This is a genomic window from Pseudomonas donghuensis (genome assembly GCF_000696345.2).
Classification (GTDB): domain Bacteria; phylum Pseudomonadota; class Gammaproteobacteria; order Pseudomonadales; family Pseudomonadaceae; genus Aquipseudomonas; species Aquipseudomonas donghuensis.
Window position 1 is genome coordinate 1,883,088 of record NZ_CP071706.1, and the last position, 17,313, is coordinate 1,900,400.

General features: G+C 63.0%; 11 protein-coding genes, 1 other RNA gene and 1 pseudogene. 10 read left to right on the forward strand and 3 right to left on the reverse strand.

Annotated features, from left to right (window positions below; genetic code table 11):
• The first annotated feature begins 29 nt into the window (after nucleotides 1-29).
• The 8 genes and pseudogenes from zipA (at nucleotide 30) to ffs (ending at nucleotide 10,291) form a co-directional block, all read left to right on the forward strand.
• Entirely contained in the window at nucleotides 30-899 is an 870-nt protein-coding gene (zipA, locus tag BV82_RS08660; RefSeq protein ID WP_010226021.1) for a cell division protein ZipA, read from the forward strand.
• Between the two features lie 104 nt (nucleotides 900-1,003).
• Nucleotides 1,004-3,358, forward strand: a complete 2,355-nt coding sequence (ligA, locus tag BV82_RS08665) for an NAD-dependent DNA ligase LigA (protein WP_036994369.1) — start codon at nucleotides 1,004-1,006, stop codon at nucleotides 3,356-3,358.
• A gap of 61 nt (nucleotides 3,359-3,419) precedes the next feature.
• Nucleotides 3,420-4,571, forward strand: coding sequence for a zinc-binding metallopeptidase family protein (locus BV82_RS08670; RefSeq protein WP_036994370.1), 1,152 nt, complete (start codon nucleotides 3,420-3,422; stop codon nucleotides 4,569-4,571).
• A 48-nt stretch (nucleotides 4,572-4,619) separates the two neighbouring features.
• Complete coding sequence (locus BV82_RS08675; RefSeq protein ID WP_145997587.1) at nucleotides 4,620-5,084, forward strand: hypothetical protein; 465 nt, start codon at nucleotides 4,620-4,622, stop codon at nucleotides 5,082-5,084.
• 27 nt (nucleotides 5,085-5,111) lie between these two features.
• Nucleotides 5,112-5,525 (forward strand): annotated as a pseudogene (locus tag BV82_RS26690) (NEL-type E3 ubiquitin ligase domain-containing protein); the annotation flags it as partial.
• Between the two features lie 22 nt (nucleotides 5,526-5,547).
• Nucleotides 5,548-5,781, forward strand: coding sequence for a hypothetical protein (locus tag BV82_RS26315; protein WP_036994372.1), 234 nt, complete (start codon nucleotides 5,548-5,550; stop codon nucleotides 5,779-5,781).
• A 72-nt stretch (nucleotides 5,782-5,853) separates the two neighbouring features.
• Nucleotides 5,854-10,101 carry an NEL-type E3 ubiquitin ligase domain-containing protein gene (locus BV82_RS08685; RefSeq protein WP_036994373.1) on the forward strand — a complete coding sequence of 1,416 codons (4,248 nt, stop codon included), beginning with the start codon at nucleotides 5,854-5,856 and terminating at the stop codon, nucleotides 10,099-10,101.
• A 93-nt stretch (nucleotides 10,102-10,194) separates the two neighbouring features.
• An RNA gene (gene ffs / locus BV82_RS08690) (signal recognition particle sRNA small type) lies at nucleotides 10,195-10,291 on the forward strand.
• A gap of 117 nt (nucleotides 10,292-10,408) precedes the next feature.
• Here ffs and BV82_RS08695 read toward each other — a convergent pair.
• Nucleotides 10,409-11,158, reverse strand: a complete 750-nt coding sequence (locus BV82_RS08695) for a substrate-binding periplasmic protein (RefSeq protein ID WP_036994374.1) — start codon at nucleotides 11,156-11,158, stop codon at nucleotides 10,409-10,411.
• Between the two features lie 113 nt (nucleotides 11,159-11,271).
• Between BV82_RS08695 and dnaX the strand changes: the two genes are divergently transcribed.
• Nucleotides 11,272-13,275 (forward strand): DNA polymerase III subunit gamma/tau, encoded by a 2,004-nt coding sequence (gene dnaX, locus BV82_RS08700; protein WP_010226012.1) that lies wholly within the window; start codon nucleotides 11,272-11,274, stop codon nucleotides 13,273-13,275.
• A 69-nt stretch (nucleotides 13,276-13,344) separates the two neighbouring features.
• Nucleotides 13,345-13,671 (forward strand): YbaB/EbfC family nucleoid-associated protein, encoded by a 327-nt coding sequence (locus BV82_RS08705; protein ID WP_010226011.1) that lies wholly within the window; start codon nucleotides 13,345-13,347, stop codon nucleotides 13,669-13,671.
• Nucleotides 13,672-13,720: 49 nt separating this feature from the next.
• Here BV82_RS08705 and BV82_RS08710 read toward each other — a convergent pair whose 3' ends face one another.
• Together BV82_RS08710 and BV82_RS08715 are read right to left on the reverse strand one after the other, a co-directional pair.
• Nucleotides 13,721-14,710, reverse strand: coding sequence for a fimbrial protein (locus BV82_RS08710; protein ID WP_081839626.1), 990 nt, complete (start codon nucleotides 14,708-14,710; stop codon nucleotides 13,721-13,723).
• Nucleotides 14,711-14,727: 17 nt separating this feature from the next.
• The gene (locus BV82_RS08715; protein ID WP_036994376.1) at nucleotides 14,728-17,196 is read right to left on the reverse strand and encodes a fimbria/pilus outer membrane usher protein; all 2,469 of its coding nucleotides are present in this window, start codon (nucleotides 17,194-17,196) and stop codon (nucleotides 14,728-14,730) included.
• Nucleotides 17,197-17,313 lie beyond the last annotated feature (117 nt).

Consider the following 17,313-nt stretch of genomic DNA (forward strand, 5'->3'; position numbering starts at 1 on the left):
CAGCATTTTTTACAGAGGCACGGGATTACATGGAAATCGGTCTGCGCGAGTGGCTGATCGTCATCGGCATTATTGTCATTGCCGGTATTCTTTTCGACGGCTGGCGCCGCATGCGCGGCGGCAAGGGCAAGTTGAAATTCCGTCTGGACCGCAGCTTTTCCAACCTGCCGGACGATGACAGCAGCGGTGGCACCGAAGTGATCGGTGAGCCGCGCGTGCTCGACACCCACAAAGAGCCAGCGCTGGACGAACACGATTTGCCGTCGATGAGTGCGGGGCGTGAGCGTGAACCCAAGGTCGGCAAGGGCAAGCGCAACAAGCGCGGCAACGAGCCACAACAGGGTGACCTGAACCTGGCCGCCGAACCGCGTGAGCCGGACCTGTTCGGCAATGCTGACGATGACTTCCCCGACGAAAGCCCGAAAACCACTGGCTACGGTTCCAGCGAAGGCAAGGACCTGCCGCCGGTTGAAGAAGTGCTGGTGATCAGCGTGATTTCCCGCGACGAAGGCGGCTTCAAGGGCCCGGCGTTGCTGCAGAACATTCTGGAAAGCGGCCTGCGTTTCGGTGAAATGGACATCTTCCACCGGCACGAAAGCATGGCCGGTAATGGTGAAGTGCTGTTCTCGATGGCCAACGCGGTCAAGCCGGGCGTGTTCGACCTCGATGACATCGACCACTTCAGCACCCGTGCGGTGAGCTTCTTCCTCGGCCTGCCGGGCCCGCGTCATCCGAAGCAGGCCTTCGACGTGATGGTGGCGGCGGCACGCAAGCTGGCCCACGAACTCAACGGTGAGCTCAAGGATGACCAGCGCAGCGTGATGACCGCGCAGACCATCGAGCACTACCGCCAGCGCATTGTCGAGTTCGAGCGCCGGGCGCTGACCCAGAAGCGCTAACGGCATCGCCGGCCTTGCCGGCGATGAAGCCTCAACCGATATGTAGAGACATGCCCCAAAGAGCAGCCAAGGCTGCTCTTTTGCTTTGCAAGAGACGACACACCATGACCGCCGAATCCCGAATCCTTGAACTGCGCGCCGAGCTCGACCAGCACAACTACCGCTACTACGTGCTCGATGAGCCGAGTGTGCCCGACGCTGAGTACGATCGCCTGTTCAATGAACTCAAAGCCCTGGAAGCCGAACATCCAGGGCTGGTGACCGCTGACTCGCCGACCCAGCGTGTTGGCGGCTCGGCGTTGTCGGCATTCAGCCAGGTGCGCCACGAAGTGCCGATGCTCAGCCTGGGCAATGCCTTTGAAGAAAATGACTTGCGCGAGTTTGACCGTCGTGTGGTTGAAGGTCTGGACCTGCCGGCTGGCGACCTGCTGGGTGACGGCGCCGCAGTCGACTACAGTTGCGAGCCCAAGCTCGACGGCCTGGCGGTCAGCCTGCTGTACCGTGATGGGCAACTGGTGCAGGGCGCAACCCGTGGCGACGGCACCACGGGGGAAGACATCAGCGTCAATGTGCGCACTGTGCGCAACATCCCGCTCAAGCTGCAGGGCGAAGGCTGGCCGGCAGTGCTGGAAGTGCGTGGTGAAGTGTACATGTCCAAGGCCGGGTTCGAGCGCCTGAACCAGGCGCAGATCGACGCGGGCGGCAAGACCTTCGCCAACCCGCGCAATGCCGCCGCCGGCAGCCTGCGCCAGCTTGACTCGAAGATCACCGCCAGCCGCCCGCTGGAATTCTGCTGCTATGGCGTCGGCCAGGTATCGGCGCCGGTTGCCGACACCCACATCGGCACCCTGGAGCAGCTCAAGGCCTGGGGCATGCCGATCAGCCGCGAGCTGCGCCATGCCGCTGGCGTGGCCGAGTGCCTGGAGTACTACCGCGACATCGGCGCGCGGCGCAACGAGCTGCCTTACGAGATCGACGGCGTAGTGTTCAAGGTCAACAGCCTGGCTTCCCAGCGCGAGTTGGGCTTCCGCGCCCGTGAACCGCGCTGGGCGATTGCCCACAAGTTCCCGGCCATGGAGGAGCTGACCGAAGTGCTGGACGTCGAGTTCCAGGTCGGCCGCACCGGCGCGGTAACCCCCGTGGCCCGGCTCAAGCCGGTCAAGGTGGCGGGTGTGACGGTGTCCAATGCCACCCTGCACAACATGGACGAAGTCGCCCGCCTGGGCCTGATGATCGGCGACACGGTGATCATTCGCCGCGCCGGTGACGTCATCCCGCAAGTCATGCAGGTGGTCACCGAGCGTCGCCCGGAAGGTGCCCGCCCCGTGCACATCCCCACCGAATGCCCGGTGTGCGGCTCGCAGGTCGAGCGCACCCAGCTGGTCAAGCGCAGCAAGGGCAAGGAGACCGTCAGCGAAGGCGCTGTGTACCGCTGCGTCGGCCGTCTGGCCTGCGCCGCCCAGCTCAAGCAGGCGATCATTCACTATGTATCGCGCCGCGCCATGGATATCGAAGGCCTGGGCGAGAAGAGCGTCGAGCAACTGGTGGACGAAGGCTTGATCCGTTCGCCAGCTGATCTGTACCAGCTGACCTTTGAGCAGATCGTCGACCTTGAAGGCTTTGCCGAGCTGTCGAGCAAGAACCTGTTGGCGGCCATCGAAGCCAGCAAAAAACCGGGCCTGGCGCGCTTCATCTACGCCCTCGGCATTCCGGATGTGGGCGAGGAGACGGCCAAGGTACTGGCTCGCTCCCTGGGTTCGTTGCAGCGGGTCATGGCGGCGTTGCCGCAGGTGCTGACTTACCTGCCGGACATCGGCCTGGAGGTCGCCCACGAGATCCACAGCTTCTTCGAAGACGAGCACAACCGCACAGTGATCGCGCAGTTGCTCGAACGCGGCTTGCAGTTGCAGGACGAAGGGGAGCTGGGCGCCGAGTTCGCCGCCAGCACTACCCTGGCCGGGTTGATTGCCAAGCTGGATATTCCGTCGGTCGGGCCCACCGGCGCGGAAAAACTGGTGGCCAAGCTCGACAGCCTGGAGAAGATCATCGCCGCTGACGGCATCGACCTGCGCCAGGCCTTGGCGGCCAAGCCGGCCGAAGCGGTACGGGCCTTCTTCCAGGTCGCGGAAAACGCCGCCCTGGCCCTGGCCATCGAAGCGCAGCTGCGCGACTTCGGTATGCACTGGTCGAGCGAGAAGAAAGTCGCCGAAGGCTTGCCCCTGGCCGGCCAGACCTGGGTGCTGACCGGCTCGCTGGAACGCATGAGCCGCGATGTGGCCAAGGACAAGCTGGAAAGCCTCGGGGCCAAGGTCGCCGGTTCCGTCTCGGCCAAGACCCACTGCGTGGTCGCCGGCCCCGGCGCCGGTTCCAAGCTGGCCAAGGCCAGCGAGTTGGGCCTGAAGGTGCTGGATGAAGATGCCTTCGTCGGCTTCCTGGCCGGTCACGGCATCGCGGTATAAACACGGCACTGGCGACGGTAACCATGGTCTAGTCTTGGCAGGCAGCCAGGGAGGGATCGCCATGTACCGTTTTTTCGAACAGCTGGGCGCCAGGATCGCCGTGCGCTTCGTCAGCCAGCCGCAGCGTCCGGATCGGGTCTGGCAGTGCCAATGCGGGCAGTCGGTATTTTTTCGCAACAGCCAGTGCCTGGCCTGCCAGTCGGCGCTGGGCTATTGGCCGCCGAGCAACCGGGTGGCGAGTCTCTTGCCCGGGCCTGCACAGGGGCTCTGGCTGCTCGATGGTGAGCCTGAGGCCGGCCCGCTGCGGCGCTGCGCCAACCTCGATACCCCGGCCGCCTGCAACTGGCTGCTGGCCGACCACGAGCCGGATAGCCTGTGCCTGGCCTGTCGCCTGAACCGGACCATTCCGGACCTTTCCATCATCGACAACCACCTACGCTGGCGCAAGCTGGAAACCGCCAAGCGCCGGCTGACCGCGCAGCTGTTGCACCTGGGCTTGCCGGTGGAGCCGAAAGGCGAGGAGGGTGGCCCGGGCCTGGCCTTCGATTTCATCGGCGTCGACCTTGATGGCAAGGCCCCGGTGACCGGTCATGCCAATGGCCTGATCACCCTTGATGTGCGCGAGGCCGATGACGACTGGCGCGAGCGGGTACGCGTGCAACTGCACGAACCTTATCGAACCCTGCTGGGCCACCTGCGTCACGAAGTCGGCCACTACTATTGGGACCGTTTGATTGCTGGCAGCCATTGGCTCGACGGCTTTCGCGACCTGTTCGGCGATGAGCGCGAAAGCTACGGCCAGGCGCTGGAGCGTCACTATCAGCAGGGCGCGCCGAGTGATTGGGCGGCCGCCCATGTCAGTGCCTACGCCACCATGCACCCCTGGGAAGACTGGGCCGAAACCTGGGCGCACTATCTGCACATGACCGATGCACTCGACACCGCTCTGGCCTTGGGCATGAATGCCAGCAGCCTGGAGCTGGATTTCCCGCCCTTCACCCGTGAGGACCTGTATCGCCCGGATGACCCCGGGGCAAAAGATTTTCTCGCTTTTATCAATGCCTGGGTCGAGCTGTCAGCGATGCTCAATGAGCTGTCGCGCAGCATGGGCCAGGTGGATTTCTATCCGTTCGTGCTGCCGTCGGCGGTGGTGGCCAAGCTGCACTTCATTCATCTGCGCATGGCCGACTGTCAACTGGCGCCGGTGGCATAGCTATGTAGTGCAACTGCTGCCGGGCAATGCAATAGCCTCGTGTCTTTTGTGAAGCCCCAACATGACCCGCTCGAACATCTGCCGGGCTGGTCTGCCGGCGTGCTGCTGGCAAGTGCCGGAACAGACCGCTGGGGCCAGGTGCGTACCCTGGTCAAAAGCGCCGAGGGGCATTTCAGCGTCGAGGGGCAGGAGGGTAGCGATACCGACCGTAATCGCGCCCGGCGCCTGAGTGGCCAGGTAGTGCTGGAGGACCGGTTCAGGCCACCCGCACGCCTGGCCGATGGGCGGATCGGCTATCCCTTGAGTGGCCGTGGTGCGGCGGGCGAGTATTGGCAGTTCTATCGCGACCAGGCCAAGCAGTTGTTTCCGCGGCTCACGGATGCTGTCGATGTGCCCAGGCTGCTCAGGGAAAAAGCCGAGGAACTGGCCAGTTTGCGCAAGTCTTTGAGTCAATGGGTGCAGGATGATGCTGCGCCGCAGTCCAGTGGCGCGCAGCGGGCTGGAGGTGCTTGACCTGAGTAACAACCCCTTGGGCACGTCGCCGAGTACGATGCGGTGCGCACCGAGTTGTTCGACAGGGTCTGGCGCATGGTCGATGCTGCCAGCGCCGACAGTCAGTTGCGTGCCAAGTTGTTCAGGCTGGCGGGCCATCCGCGTACCTGCGGCAACAGTATTGCGCTGAACTTCAGCTACCTGGAAATCCAGGTCCAGGTCTTTCAGGCCCTGTCGGTAAGCGAGAGCTCCCAGGTTACCGCCCGGCTGCTGCGTCTGGGCCAGGGCCTGTTCCGCCTGGACAAGCTCGACAAGGTGGTGCTGGACGGTATCAGGCTGCGGCGGGAAAGCACCCAGGGGCGCTGGCGCGATGTCGAGGAAGTGGAAGTCAGCCTGGGTTATCGGGTCAGGCTGGCCGAAGTGCTGGACCTGCCGGGGCAGCCATCGGCAATGTTGTTCCCGGACCTGGTTCTGGTGCGACTGGTTGCGCCAGCGCGACACCCAGGCATTCCTTGCCCTGCGCAACTCGCTGGAGCAACAGGAGCAGGCGTTGGAAGAGCGTCGGGCCTCGATCAGCGATGCCGAGTACTACGCCGGGTACTCGAGCCTCTACAAAGTGTTCCAGGAAAAAACCGCCGAACTGATCCACAGCCTGAGCGAAGAGGCGGTGCGATGGAATCTGGGGGATGTTGCAAGGCTGCGTCGCCTGCACGGGTAGATATCTACCGCCAGGTGCCGCCGAGCGGCCGGTAGCGTGGCGCTTTCCCACTGTTCATACAGAGAAGACGCCATGCTTGAATCCCACGACCCCGCAGACGCTCTGAGCTTCCATGAAGCCTTGCAGCGTACTTTGCCCGCCTGGCTACTTCAGGCCCAGCCCAGTCATCTTGCAGAACTTGCCTACAGCATGGCTCAGAGCCGCCTGTACCGTGCCCGGGTGCAGTCGTTACTGAGCACGTTGCAGGCACTGCCGGGCTTTGTCCATGCAGAACTGAAAAAAGCGCTGGTGCCGGTCTTCGGGCAGGATTTCGACCCGCAGCGTGATCAGTTTTGCCGAGTCACCAGGGTCGCTCAATCCTCGCTGCAGATTCCACCGCAAAGAGTCAGCTACAAGCGCGTGGAAACCCGCCGCAGTATGCTGCAGGCTGCAATGGACAACTTCGAAGCAGAGGAAACCCTGGCTGATACGCTGGGCGAAAGTTACCTGATCGTTGGCAAGCGGGCCCGGGCAGAGGCTGCGGATTTTGCCCGGCGCTGCCGTGAGCTGGACCTGGGCGGGCGTTTTCAGGCGCACCTGGAAGCGCTCTTTACCCCTATGGACGGTCCCGGCCAAACCCAGGGGGCAGCGGCCCGTGAGGTGCACGAGATGCTCGAAGAGCAGCGCCGTTTTGACTTACGGGTAACGGCTTACCTGGCCTGGTTTCAAGGTGACCTGACCGAATGGGGGTTCCGTCTGATGCAGAACCTCACGGCGCAGGCCGGGCCGTTGCGTTTGAAGAACATCGACATCCGCGCCTTTGTTCCCAGCCTGATGGGCGTGGCCCTGCGAGAGGTGCTGGTTATCGGCCAGCATCCGCAGCGGTGCAACTCCCTCGAACAGGCCGCCAGCCTGTTCCTCTACATTCCCGGCGACGCTCAGGGCAGCCTCAAGGAGTTTGCCAGTGTCGCCGAACTGCGGGATGAATGGCAGCAGCGCCTCGGGCTGCCGGGCTATGCAGATTCATTGCTGCGCTTTGCCAGTGTGCAGGATCGCGGCAGGTTGCAGGCGCAGTTGGCAAGTCTACAACCCGCTGGCAGTGTCGAGCTGAGCATCAGCTACCAGGGCACCCCGCTGGCAGCCAACCTGTTTCGCGACATGGTTCGCGCACAAGTTGCCGCCTTGCGTGAAGATGCAGCCAGGCTGGCGGTTCCCACGGCCCAGGTCGATGCGCGGGTGCGTCAACGCAACTGGGAATGGTACGAAACGGCTGGCCTCGACTTGCTGGGCGTTGCCGGCTTGCTCATTCCGGTGCTTGGCGAGGTCATGCTGGGGGTGGCGGCCGTGCAACTGGCCGCTGAAGTCTTTGAAGGCTTCCAGGCTTGGCACAATGATCACCGGGACGAGGCGCTCGAGCATCTGCAGCGCGCTGTGGAACAGGTGGCCGGGGCTGTCGCGCTGGCGGCGGGCGGTCGTGTATTGCAAGAGCTGGCAGAGGCTTCGGGCTTTATGCAAGCCTTGCAGTCAATACGCCTTGTTGGCAACCAACAGCGCCTATGGCACCCCGACCTTGCACCATACCGCCAGGCGGGGCTGCGCCTGGCCGAGGGGCCAGGCGAGCACCCAGGGTTGTTCATGGCCTCAGGCGGCCAGTACTTGCGCATGCAGAAGCACGATTTTGCCGTGGTCAATCAGGGGGATGCCTGGCATATCCAGCCAGTGGACGAGCGCCACACCTTTGCGCCGGCACTTAGGCATAACGGCGATGGCGGCTGGCTGCACGCGGGTGAGTCACCCTGGCAATGGCAGCAATTGCACGTGCTTGGACGCCGCCTCGGGGCATGCGCCGAAGGCCTGGCCGATGAGCAGATTCACCAGGCGCTGGGAGTCTGTGGCTATGATCTTGCGTCCGTTCGCCAGCTGTTGATCGAGCAGCAGCCGCTGCCAGCGGTGATTGTCGATGCCTTCGAGCGGATGGGTGGGGCCAGATTGCCCTGGCCGCAACCGGTCTCCGTGCACGGTCAATGGTTGCTGCGGGACTTTCCCGGATTATCGGTGCGTGCCGCCGAACAAATTGCCGCATCGGCAACCGACGTTGAACTGCAGGTCATGAACCGCCGCCAGCGTGTGGCGCCGGCACTCGCCGAGAAGGCTGTGCGAACCTTGCGTGAACTGCGTCTCAATCGCGCGCTGATCGGCTTTTATCACCGGCAATCGGCAGGCATCGACACCGCTCGTCTGGCGCTGGGGTTACTGCCGCGGTTGCCGGGCTGGCCAGCAGGTGAGTCCCTGGCCGTCACGGCGCAAGAGCTGGTCGAGCAGATCGACCCGCACACGGATGTCATCGCGGCGCTTTTCCAGCGGCTTTCTGCGTCGTTGCAAGGGTCTTTCGCCGAGCCCGCTGAACTGGGTACAGAACTGGCCAGTGAGGCATTGCTGCAGCGCAGGCGGTGTGCGCAACTGCTGGGTTTGCAGAACGAGACAGCCTGGTTGCGTTCACCGCAGCGTCTGGATGCGGGGCGGCTCGGCTATCCGTTGAGCGGCAGGGGGCGCCTTTGGGCCATTCACCCTTCAAGGTCGGGCCAGGTGCGCGCTCTATATCCGAACATGACGGATGGTGAAATCAATCAACTGGTGGCGTATCTGGAGGCTCGCGGCACCACGCTGGCGAGCTACCTGGTGCAGCGCAAGGCCGAGCTCAGGCAACTTGAAAGTGACCTGCGCTACTGGGAAGGGGAGGCCATTGGCGAGGCGTCGACCAGTGCCAGGCGCCGGGTTTCCCGGCAGTTGCGCCGGGCCTGGGGGCGTCAGGCGGAGCGCGCCTACGACCCTCAGGGCAAGGCCTATGGCTTTCGCCTGGATTTGCATGGCGCGCGCATCGGTCGGCTGCCGGAGCTTGAAGCCTGCAACTTTGATGCGGTGGTCGAACTGACCTTGACCGATATGGCGTTGAGCGAAATCCCCCAGGGTTTTCTCGCTGCATTCCCCGATCTGGAGCGGCTTTCCCTCGATCATAATGACCTTCAGCGGCTTACGGCCGAGATCAGCGCCTGCACCGATCTCAAGTATCTCAACCTGTCGCACAACCGATTGTCCTTGACGGCGGAGCAGGCGCAGGCGCTGTCCGGCCTGACCCAACTGGAGGAGCTGAGGCTTGCCGACAACCCGTTGAGTACCGCGCCGAACTTGGAACGGATGCCCTACCTGCGGCGCTTGCAACTGCAAAACTGTGGGCTGCAAACCTGCCCCGAGGGCCTGGCGGGCAGAGCCTTTCTGGAGCTGGCCGACTTGCGCAACAACGCGATCGTGACGCTCCCCGCCGAGCTGTTGGCAATTGATTCACGGCTGGCGCCGCGGGTGCTGCTGGGTGACAACCCGTTCGACAGCGCTGCCCGTCAAGGGTTGCTGGAGTATCGCCAGCGTACCAACGTTACCCTGGGCGGGTTGGCCCCGCGTCAGCAGGCCACCTGGCATGCCTCCTACTACTGGCTGGACCTGTTGTCGGCGCCCCTGAAAGCGCAGCGTGAACTGCAGTGGGCCCTGGTGGAGCACGAAAGCGGCGCCGGGGCGTTTTTCGATCTGCTGGCGCGTCTCGGGGAGACCGCTGATTACCGTTTGCAACGGGGCGATCTCGAGTGTCGGGTCTGGGCCTTGTTCGATGCGGCCTGGGCAAGCGCAGGCTTGCGTAGCGAGTTATTCGATCTGGCGGTCAGTGATGTTACCTGTGGCGACAGCGTGGCCCTCAACTTCAGTGCCATGGAGGTCCGCATGTTGGCGCATCAGGTTGGCGCCCTGGCGCTCGATGCCAACGACAGCGCTCCATTACTCAAACTGGCCCGCGGATTGTTTCGCCTGGAGCAGTTGGACAGTTTCGCCGACCAGGAGCTGGCCGCCAGGCCTTTGCTGGTGGATCGGGCACGGGATCAGATCGAAGTGCGCCTGGCTTATCGCCTGGGTCTGGCCGATGCATTGGCGTTACCGGGGCAGCCGCGCACCATGCTCCATGACGATTGGGCCGGGGTAGGGCCGCAGCAGTTGGAACAAGCCCGGCTCCAGGTGTTGGCCGATGAGCAGGGTGAGGCCTTGCAGAAGTTCGTCTGTTCGCGGGATTTCTGGCAGGACTTTCTGCGGCGCAAGTACCCGGACCGCTTCACCGCCATGCAGAGGCCTTATCGCCAAGCGCTGGAGGCGGCCGCCGAAGAGGACGACAACTATTGGCAGCAGGCGGCGATGATCGGCGAAGCACGGCAGAACGCCTTCGATGCGTTGGTGCAAACCCTGACCCGCGAAGAGAGCACAGCGCCGGCAGATGCTGGCCAGGAACGCCAAGTCATTGAGTAACGATGAGTTTTTAGCAATTAAAGGTTGTAACTTGGCCTGATGCCGGTACAATGGCGCGGCTCGTCGCCAGATGAGCATGCGTTATGGTGACCCCATCGGTCCCCCCGCAACGATCAGCCGTGAACCCGGTCAGGCCTGGAAGGGAGCAGCCGCAGCGGTGACATTGTGTGCCGGGGTGTGGCTGGTGGGGTCGCCACCTATCTCGCCTTGTGCGTCATGCATCACCTCTTGTCTCATCCCTCGTCTCCTTGAATGCCCTTGGCTGCCATTGGCCAGCGAATGATGGCGCGCGCTCGGTTTTTTGCGGTTATGGCGTTGCAACGGTTGGCTGAGTGTAACGCTCGATGATCTGCTGGAGTTCCCCGGACGCCTTCAGGTGCAGCAACGCGCGTAAAATACCCTGTACCGGCAGGTCCGGCGCATTGCGAACAACGCACCCCAGGCTCTGCTCCTCGACCACGGCCAGAGGCCGCAGCCGTTGCCCGGCAGGCAACTCGCGGTTGAACCAGTCCAGCGATAGCTGGTTGCTGATTGCATAGCGGTAGCGGTTGGCGTTCAGCTTGTTCAGTACCAGCAATTGATTGCGGCTGTCTTCACGCTGCAACTGGCCGCTGGCAAACAGCGGCTCGATAGTTGAGTAGGTGTAGCCGAGCACGGTGCCAATGGCTTGCGGTGCCAGTTGCTTGGGTAGCAGCGGCTGCATCTCGCCGGGCTGGCCGACCAGCAAGTCGCGTTGCTGGAGCAGCGGCAAACTCCAGAGGTAGGTATTCTCGGGGATAGTGAGCCAGGACTGGGCAACATAGCAGCGTACATCGATATCGCCGTTCTCCATGGCGTGCTGCAAGCGCAGGCGCGGTAATACATGAAACTGCGCGCGATGCCCGACGTCTCGGGCCACGGCCAGCATCAGGTCGTGCAGAATACCTTCGACCGGTTGTTGCTGTTCAACGCGTATCAGTGGCATGGCCCAGCTTTCGGCCACCGAAAAGCGCAGTACGGGGTCGGCCGCCTGGCTGGCGGTGCTTGCCAGCAGCAACGCACTCAGTATTCTCCACACACCGCATCCTCCCTGATGCCCGCCTGACAGCTTAGCCGAGATCGGCGGGGTGCAATTTTGCCCCCGCTCCGCTACGATTAGCGGTCTTCAGCTTGCAGTCGCGACGGTTTTCGATGAGTTATCAGGTTCTTGCACGTAAATGGCGTCCGCGCTCGTTCCGCGAAATGGTCGGCCAGACCCATGTGCTCAAGGCCTTGATCAATGCGCTGGACAACCAGCGCCTGCACCATGCCTACCTGTTCACCGGCACCCGCGGCGTGGGCAAGACCACCATCGCGCGGATCATCGCCAAGTGCCTTAACTGCGAAACCGGTATCACCTCCACGCCCTGTGGTACCTGTTCGGTGTGCCGGGAAATCGACGAAGGGCGCTTTGTCGACCTGATCGAGATCGACGCCGCCAGCCGCACCAAGGTCGAAGACACCCGCGAACTGCTCGACAATGTGCAGTACGCGCCAAGCCGCGGACGCTTCAAGGTTTACCTGATCGACGAAGTGCACATGCTCTCCAGCCACTCGTTCAACGCCTTGCTGAAAACGCTGGAAGAGCCACCACCCTACGTCAAGTTCATCCTTGCCACCACCGACCCGCAGAAGCTGCCGGCGACCATCCTGTCGCGCTGCCTGCAGTTCTCGCTGAAGAACATGACCCCCGAGCGGGTGGTCGAGCACTTGAGCCATGTGCTCGGCGCCGAAAACGTACCCTTTGAAGACGATGCCCTGTGGCTGCTCGGCCGCGCGGCCGACGGCTCGATGCGCGACGCCATGAGCCTGACCGACCAGGCCATCGCCTTTGGCGAAGGCAAGGTCCTGGCAGCCGATGTGCGGGCAATGCTCGGCACCCTCGACCACGGTCAGGTGTACGGCGTGCTTCAGGCCTTGCTGGAAGGCGACGCGCGGGCCTTGCTCGAAGCCGTTCGGCACCTGGCGGAACAGGGGCCGGACTGGAATGGCGTGCTGGCCGAGATGCTCAACGTGCTGCACCGCGTGGCCATTGCCCAGGCGTTGCCGGAGGCGGTCGATAATGGCCAGGGCGATCGCGACCGGGTCCTGGCCCTGGCTCGGGCATTGCCGGCCGAAGACGTGCAGTTCTATTACCAGATGGGGCTGATCGGTCGACGCGATCTGCCGTTGGCGCCGGATCCGCGTGGTGGTTTCGAGATGGTCCTGCTGCGCATGCTGGCGTTCCGTCCCGCCGATACCGACGATGCGCCGAAGCCGGTGCTAAAGCCGGTGGGGATCAGCCAGGCCACAGCTGATTCTGCAAGCGCGGTGGCAGCAGCCCCCCAGGCTGCGCCGGCCGTGGCGGCTGCGCCCGTGGTTACTGAGCCTGAGCCTGTTGCGGAGCCAGAGCCAGAGCCTGTACCCGAGCCGGTCGAGGCCCAGCTACCTGAGCCGGTTGTCGACCTGCCCTGGAACGATCCCGTCGCTTCTGAGCCTGAGGTCGAGCCCGCGCCGGTTGCCGTAGAGCCGCCGCCCGCGCCTGCGCCGGCTCAGCAGGTCGCGCCGCAGCACGTGCCGCCGCCCGACGATGGCATCGGCTACAGCCCGGCCGGCATGGACCGCGACGACGAGCCGCCGCTGGACGAAGACTATTACGAGCCGGAAATGGACCCGGCCAGCTACAGTTACCTGGACGAGCTGGCCATCGAGCATGCTCACGAAGTTGATGCGCCGCCTGCCGAGCCATTGCCCGCCGCGCAGCCGGCCACGGGCCTGGCGCTGAAATGGCTGGAATTGTTCCCGCAGTTGCCGATTTCCGGGATGACCGGCAATATCGCCGCCAACTGTACGCTGATCAGTGCCGAAGGCGACGATTGGCTGCTGCACCTGGACCCGGCCCACAGCGCCCTGTTCAACAGCACGCAACAGCGGCGCCTGAACGATGCGTTGAACCAGCACCTGGGCCGTACGCTCAAACTGACCATCGAGCTGATTCGCCCTGAGCAGGAAACCCCGGCCCAGGCCGCAGCCCGCAAGCGCGCCGAACGCCAGGGCCAGGCAGAGGCCTCGATCCAGGATGATCCGCTGATCCAGCAGATGATCCAGCAGTTCGGCGCCATGGTCAGGCACGATACTATTGAACCTGTCGACGCTCCGGTTGCCCAGGGCGAGTAACGCAATAACACCAGCGGCCCGGGCCAGGCCCTCGCCGCACCCCGTAACGTAATACTTGAGGTGATCCCCATGATGAAAGGTGGCATGGCCGGCCTGATGAAGCAGGCTCAGCAGATGCAGGAAAAAATGGCCAAGATGCAGGAAGAACTGGCCAACGCCGAAGTGACCGGCCAATCCGGTGCCGGCCTGGTCAGCGTGGTGATGACCGGTCGTCACGACGTCAAGCGCATCAGCCTGGACGACAGCCTGATGCAGGAAGACAAGGAAGTGCTTGAAGACCTGATCGCCGCCGCCGTCAACGACGCCGTGCGCAAGGTCGAAGCCAACAGCCAGGAAAAAATGGGCGGCATGACCGCCGGCATGCAGTTGCCGCCAGGTTTCAAGATGCCGTTCTGAAGTCGTTGCACGGTTAAAAAAGCCAGGCTATTGCCTGGCTTTTTTGTGCTCAGTCGTAACTCATCAGGAACGTCGCCCGGCCTGGAGCAGAGCCGGGGGTTACCTGGGCGGTGGTCTGTACGTACTGTGCGCGCAAGGGGATCCGGTGCGTCACCGGGCCTGAACCCACGGTACCGCCTGGTTGCCGGGTGCCCAGCACGATTGGGGTGTTGTCGTTACGCAGCAGGCGAATACCGATACCACGCGCAGTAGCGTGACTGGCCAGGCTGATGGTTGAGGACTGGTTGCCCGGGTTGCTGGCGTCGGTGATGGTATAGCTGACGTTGAGGCGGCTGCCACTGCTGCCGCCGACACAGTTGAGACGGATCTCGAGCGGCTGGGGTGCGGTGACCTTGCCCACGGCGTCAAAGAATCTTGATGGATGATCCAGCAGGTTGACGGGGATCGTTTTCGAACCCGGGTCGACGGCGCAGGTGGGGTCGGCTGAGACAACCTCGACTCTGGTTTGCACCATCGTCAGCCTGGCGGTGTTGGCCGGGGTATGCGGCTCAAAGGTGTGGCTAATGATTGTCTGCGGGAAAAACAGGACCCCGCTGTTCACCGGTCCGGTCTTGATCAATTGCAGTCTGTACCAAGGGGTGACATCGGTAGTGCCGGCCGGATGCGTGATAGTGGGGACCGGCCAGCTATAAAAACGACTGGCGCCGGCTTCGGAGCCCGTGATCTTGATACCGATACCCTCCAGATTGGTTCGATGAATGCCTTCGCCGATGTGGGTGAAAACCTCGGTAAAACCGGCTCGCTGCCCATGGGCGGCAGAGCAGCGGTAGGCCATGCGTGTCGCGTATCGGGTGCCGCTGTCATAAATCACCTTGCCTACCGGATCTATTGCAGACACCGTCAGCTGCGAGTTTATGGTGATGTAGGCTTGGGAAGGGCTGGAGCCGATATGTACACAACTGGCGGTACTGATGCCGCTATGGGCCAGCAGCAGCAATCCTGTCGCGCCGGCGATGCGCGCGGGTAAAGAACAAAGCATAGGCAGGTCTCGACGGTTCAAGGGTGGGCTGGCGTTGCAAGGCAAACGGACTGAATGTTTTGCGGCGCGGCGCCCGCAGTTTTTTTCGCGGCGGCGGGCAGGGCATAGGTAATCCGGCAATTGCCTGTCGAGCCGTTGTCCCAGCGCACGATGATTTCACCTTCATCCTGAAGGCCGCGGGCGAACAGTTGGCTGCCTTGTCCGACGGCACCCAATTCATTGCCGTTGGTATCCAGCACCGCTGCGCCAAACGGCAATGGCTGGCCATCGACCTGGCGGGCGTGAATAACGGCCGAACGCCCGGAGCGGGTCTGGAATACCAGCAGTGGAATGGCGCCGGCCCGTGGCACGGTCTGCTGGCTGCTCGATTGCAGCTCGACGTCGGTCGACAGCCCCTTGGGGTCGATGGCAACCGTGTTGCGCCGGTAAGGCGTAAGGTTTGGTACTACGGCATAGCCACTGCTGTCGACTTTTAGCGCGGTGCCGGAGGTGACTCGTGCGCCATCGGCGTCTTTGGCGTGAATCAGGCCGAAGGTTTCACTCAAGGGTTGCGACAAGGTTAAACCGTCAGCATGGGCGACGATGGCGCCGCGCAGGCCAAGCGAGGCTTGCGAAGTGTGCCGTCCCTGGCTGAGTGAACCGCTGAGCTCGGCGGCCGAGCCGCGGTAGAGTAGGTTGCTGCTGAGTGTATGGTTGTTCTGGCCATGATGGCGGTCCTGGCTGGCGGTGATGCCGTAGCTCAGGTGCTGATCGTCACTGGTGGCGCCCGTAAGGGTGGCCTGGGCCCGGCTGTTGCCGTTGCTGTCCCTGGAAATACTGCTGCTGAGGCTGCGCACACGCTCGCTGCCCAGTGGTAAGGACAGGCTCAAATAGAGGGTGTTGCCGGCGCGCCCGAAGCGGTCACGTTCCCGAGTACTGCTGAGGGTGTAGCCCAGGGTCTTGTAGTGATTGCTATAGCCGATCGAGTAGCTCAGATCACTGCCGGCATGGTCCCAGTAGCTCGACGCCGAGGCGCTCAGGTGCAGTTGGCCGTAATTTAGTGCCAACGGTTGGGCTAGTGACAGGGTGGTGCGGCTGCGATGGCGCTGGTAGCGCTGATCGCCGGCATCGCGCAGGAACTGGCGGCTGAGCTGGGCGTCTTCCAGGCCATAGAAGCCGCGGGTGGAGTAGCGGTAGGTGGCCAGGGCGATCTGCGTGTCGGTTTCGCTCAGGGTCTTTGCGTAGCTCAGGCGCAGGCTCTGGCCTTGCTGACTGCCGAGCCCGGGCAGGTGGGTACGGGCCTGGGTAAGGTCGGCGCCGAACGCACCCAGCTCAGTGTTCAGGCTACCACCGAGCAAGGCTGAGCCATACCCGGATGCCAGGGTCATACCGCTGTAGGTGCTGACCAGGTTGTTCAGGCCATATTGCCAGGTGCCTTCGACGAACACCGGGTTGCTGTTCAGTTGCTGGTTGCGCAAGGTGCCCAGCGTTGCACTGTAGCGGCTGGCGCCGGCGCGCAAGGACAACGGAACGGCGGCGTAAGGCACGGAGAAACTATGTTCGCGGCCGTCCGCCTCGGTCACTGTGACCTCCAGGTCGCCGCCGTAGCCGGTTGCATACAAGTCATCGATTTCGAATGCGCCCGGTGCCACGGTGGTTTCGTGCAGGGTTACACCGCGTTGGCGGATCAGTACTCGTGCGTTACTGCTGGCGATACCGCGCACCACTGGTGCATAGCCGCGCAGCGAGGCGGGCAGCATGCGATCGTCGCTGGCCAGGCGTATGCCGGTGTAGCTCAATGAATCGAACAGCCCGCCCGAGGTGTAGCTTTCACCAAGTGTCAGTTGCGAGCGCCAGGGGGTGATATCACGCTGGGCATAGCTGGCAATGCTCTGGTAGCGCTGCTGGCCTTGGTCGCTCCAGTTCAGCGAACCATCATGGCGCAGGCGCCACGGCCCGATATTGAGCCCGGCACCGAGCCCCAGGTAGGTCTGGCGAAAATTGCCCTGGCTGCGATGCTGGGTGCTGTAGGTGTTGAGGTTGTAGTCGAGAAAACCCGCTGTTATGCCGCTGTCCCATTGTGACGGGTCAACCGTTTCGCGGGCGCTGCGTTTGACCGCGATTTGCGGCACCGACAAGTACAGGCGCTGGTTGGCAAAGTCCAGGCGGCTGCTGGCATCGTCCAGTGCTCCGTCGATGGGTATGCAGGCCTGGGCGGCAGAAAGTTGCTGTTGCGCTTGCGGGTAAAACTTGCTGCTATCCAGGCCGAGACGCTCTAGCAGGGCATTGTCGAAACAGGCCAGGGCTTCTTCGTTACCAGGCCGGGCCTTGAAACTGAGGTTGAAGCGCCCGTGCCACTCGTCGTTGACCACAACGTCCACATTGTAGATTCCAGGGCTTGCGACGTTGCGCCGCTCGAAGCGCGACAGGTCCACGGGCAGGTTACTGCCGTTGCCCAGGAATGCCGGTTCAAATTCAACCTGCGCGGATAAGGCGGTGTCGGCCATGACCGAAACGTGGCATGACAACAAACCGGACAGACCAACAGATAATCGGCTTATTGTTGAGACTGATTTTTTTCGGGGCGAGCGAAAGTGTAATGATATTAAAGTCATTTTCAGGGG

Excerpts from the sequence above, each read along its gene's own strand:
- BV82_RS08715 (WP_036994376.1), bottom strand. The coding sequence starts at position 17,196 with ATGGCCGACACCGCCTTATCCGCGCAGGTTGAATTTGAACCGGCATTC.
- BV82_RS08670 (WP_036994370.1), top strand. The coding sequence starts at position 3,420 with ATGTACCGTTTTTTCGAACAGCTGGGCGCCAGGATCGCCGTGCGCTTC.
- BV82_RS08685 (WP_036994373.1), top strand. The coding sequence starts at position 5,854 with ATGCTTGAATCCCACGACCCCGCAGACGCTCTGAGCTTCCATGAAGCC.
- zipA (WP_010226021.1), top strand. The coding sequence starts at position 30 with ATGGAAATCGGTCTGCGCGAGTGGCTGATCGTCATCGGCATTATTGTC.
- dnaX (WP_010226012.1), top strand. The coding sequence starts at position 11,272 with ATGAGTTATCAGGTTCTTGCACGTAAATGGCGTCCGCGCTCGTTCCGC.
- BV82_RS08705 (WP_010226011.1), top strand. The coding sequence starts at position 13,345 with ATGATGAAAGGTGGCATGGCCGGCCTGATGAAGCAGGCTCAGCAGATG.
- ligA (WP_036994369.1), top strand. The coding sequence starts at position 1,004 with ATGACCGCCGAATCCCGAATCCTTGAACTGCGCGCCGAGCTCGACCAG.
- BV82_RS08710 (WP_081839626.1), bottom strand. The coding sequence starts at position 14,710 with ATGCTTTGTTCTTTACCCGCGCGCATCGCCGGCGCGACAGGATTGCTG.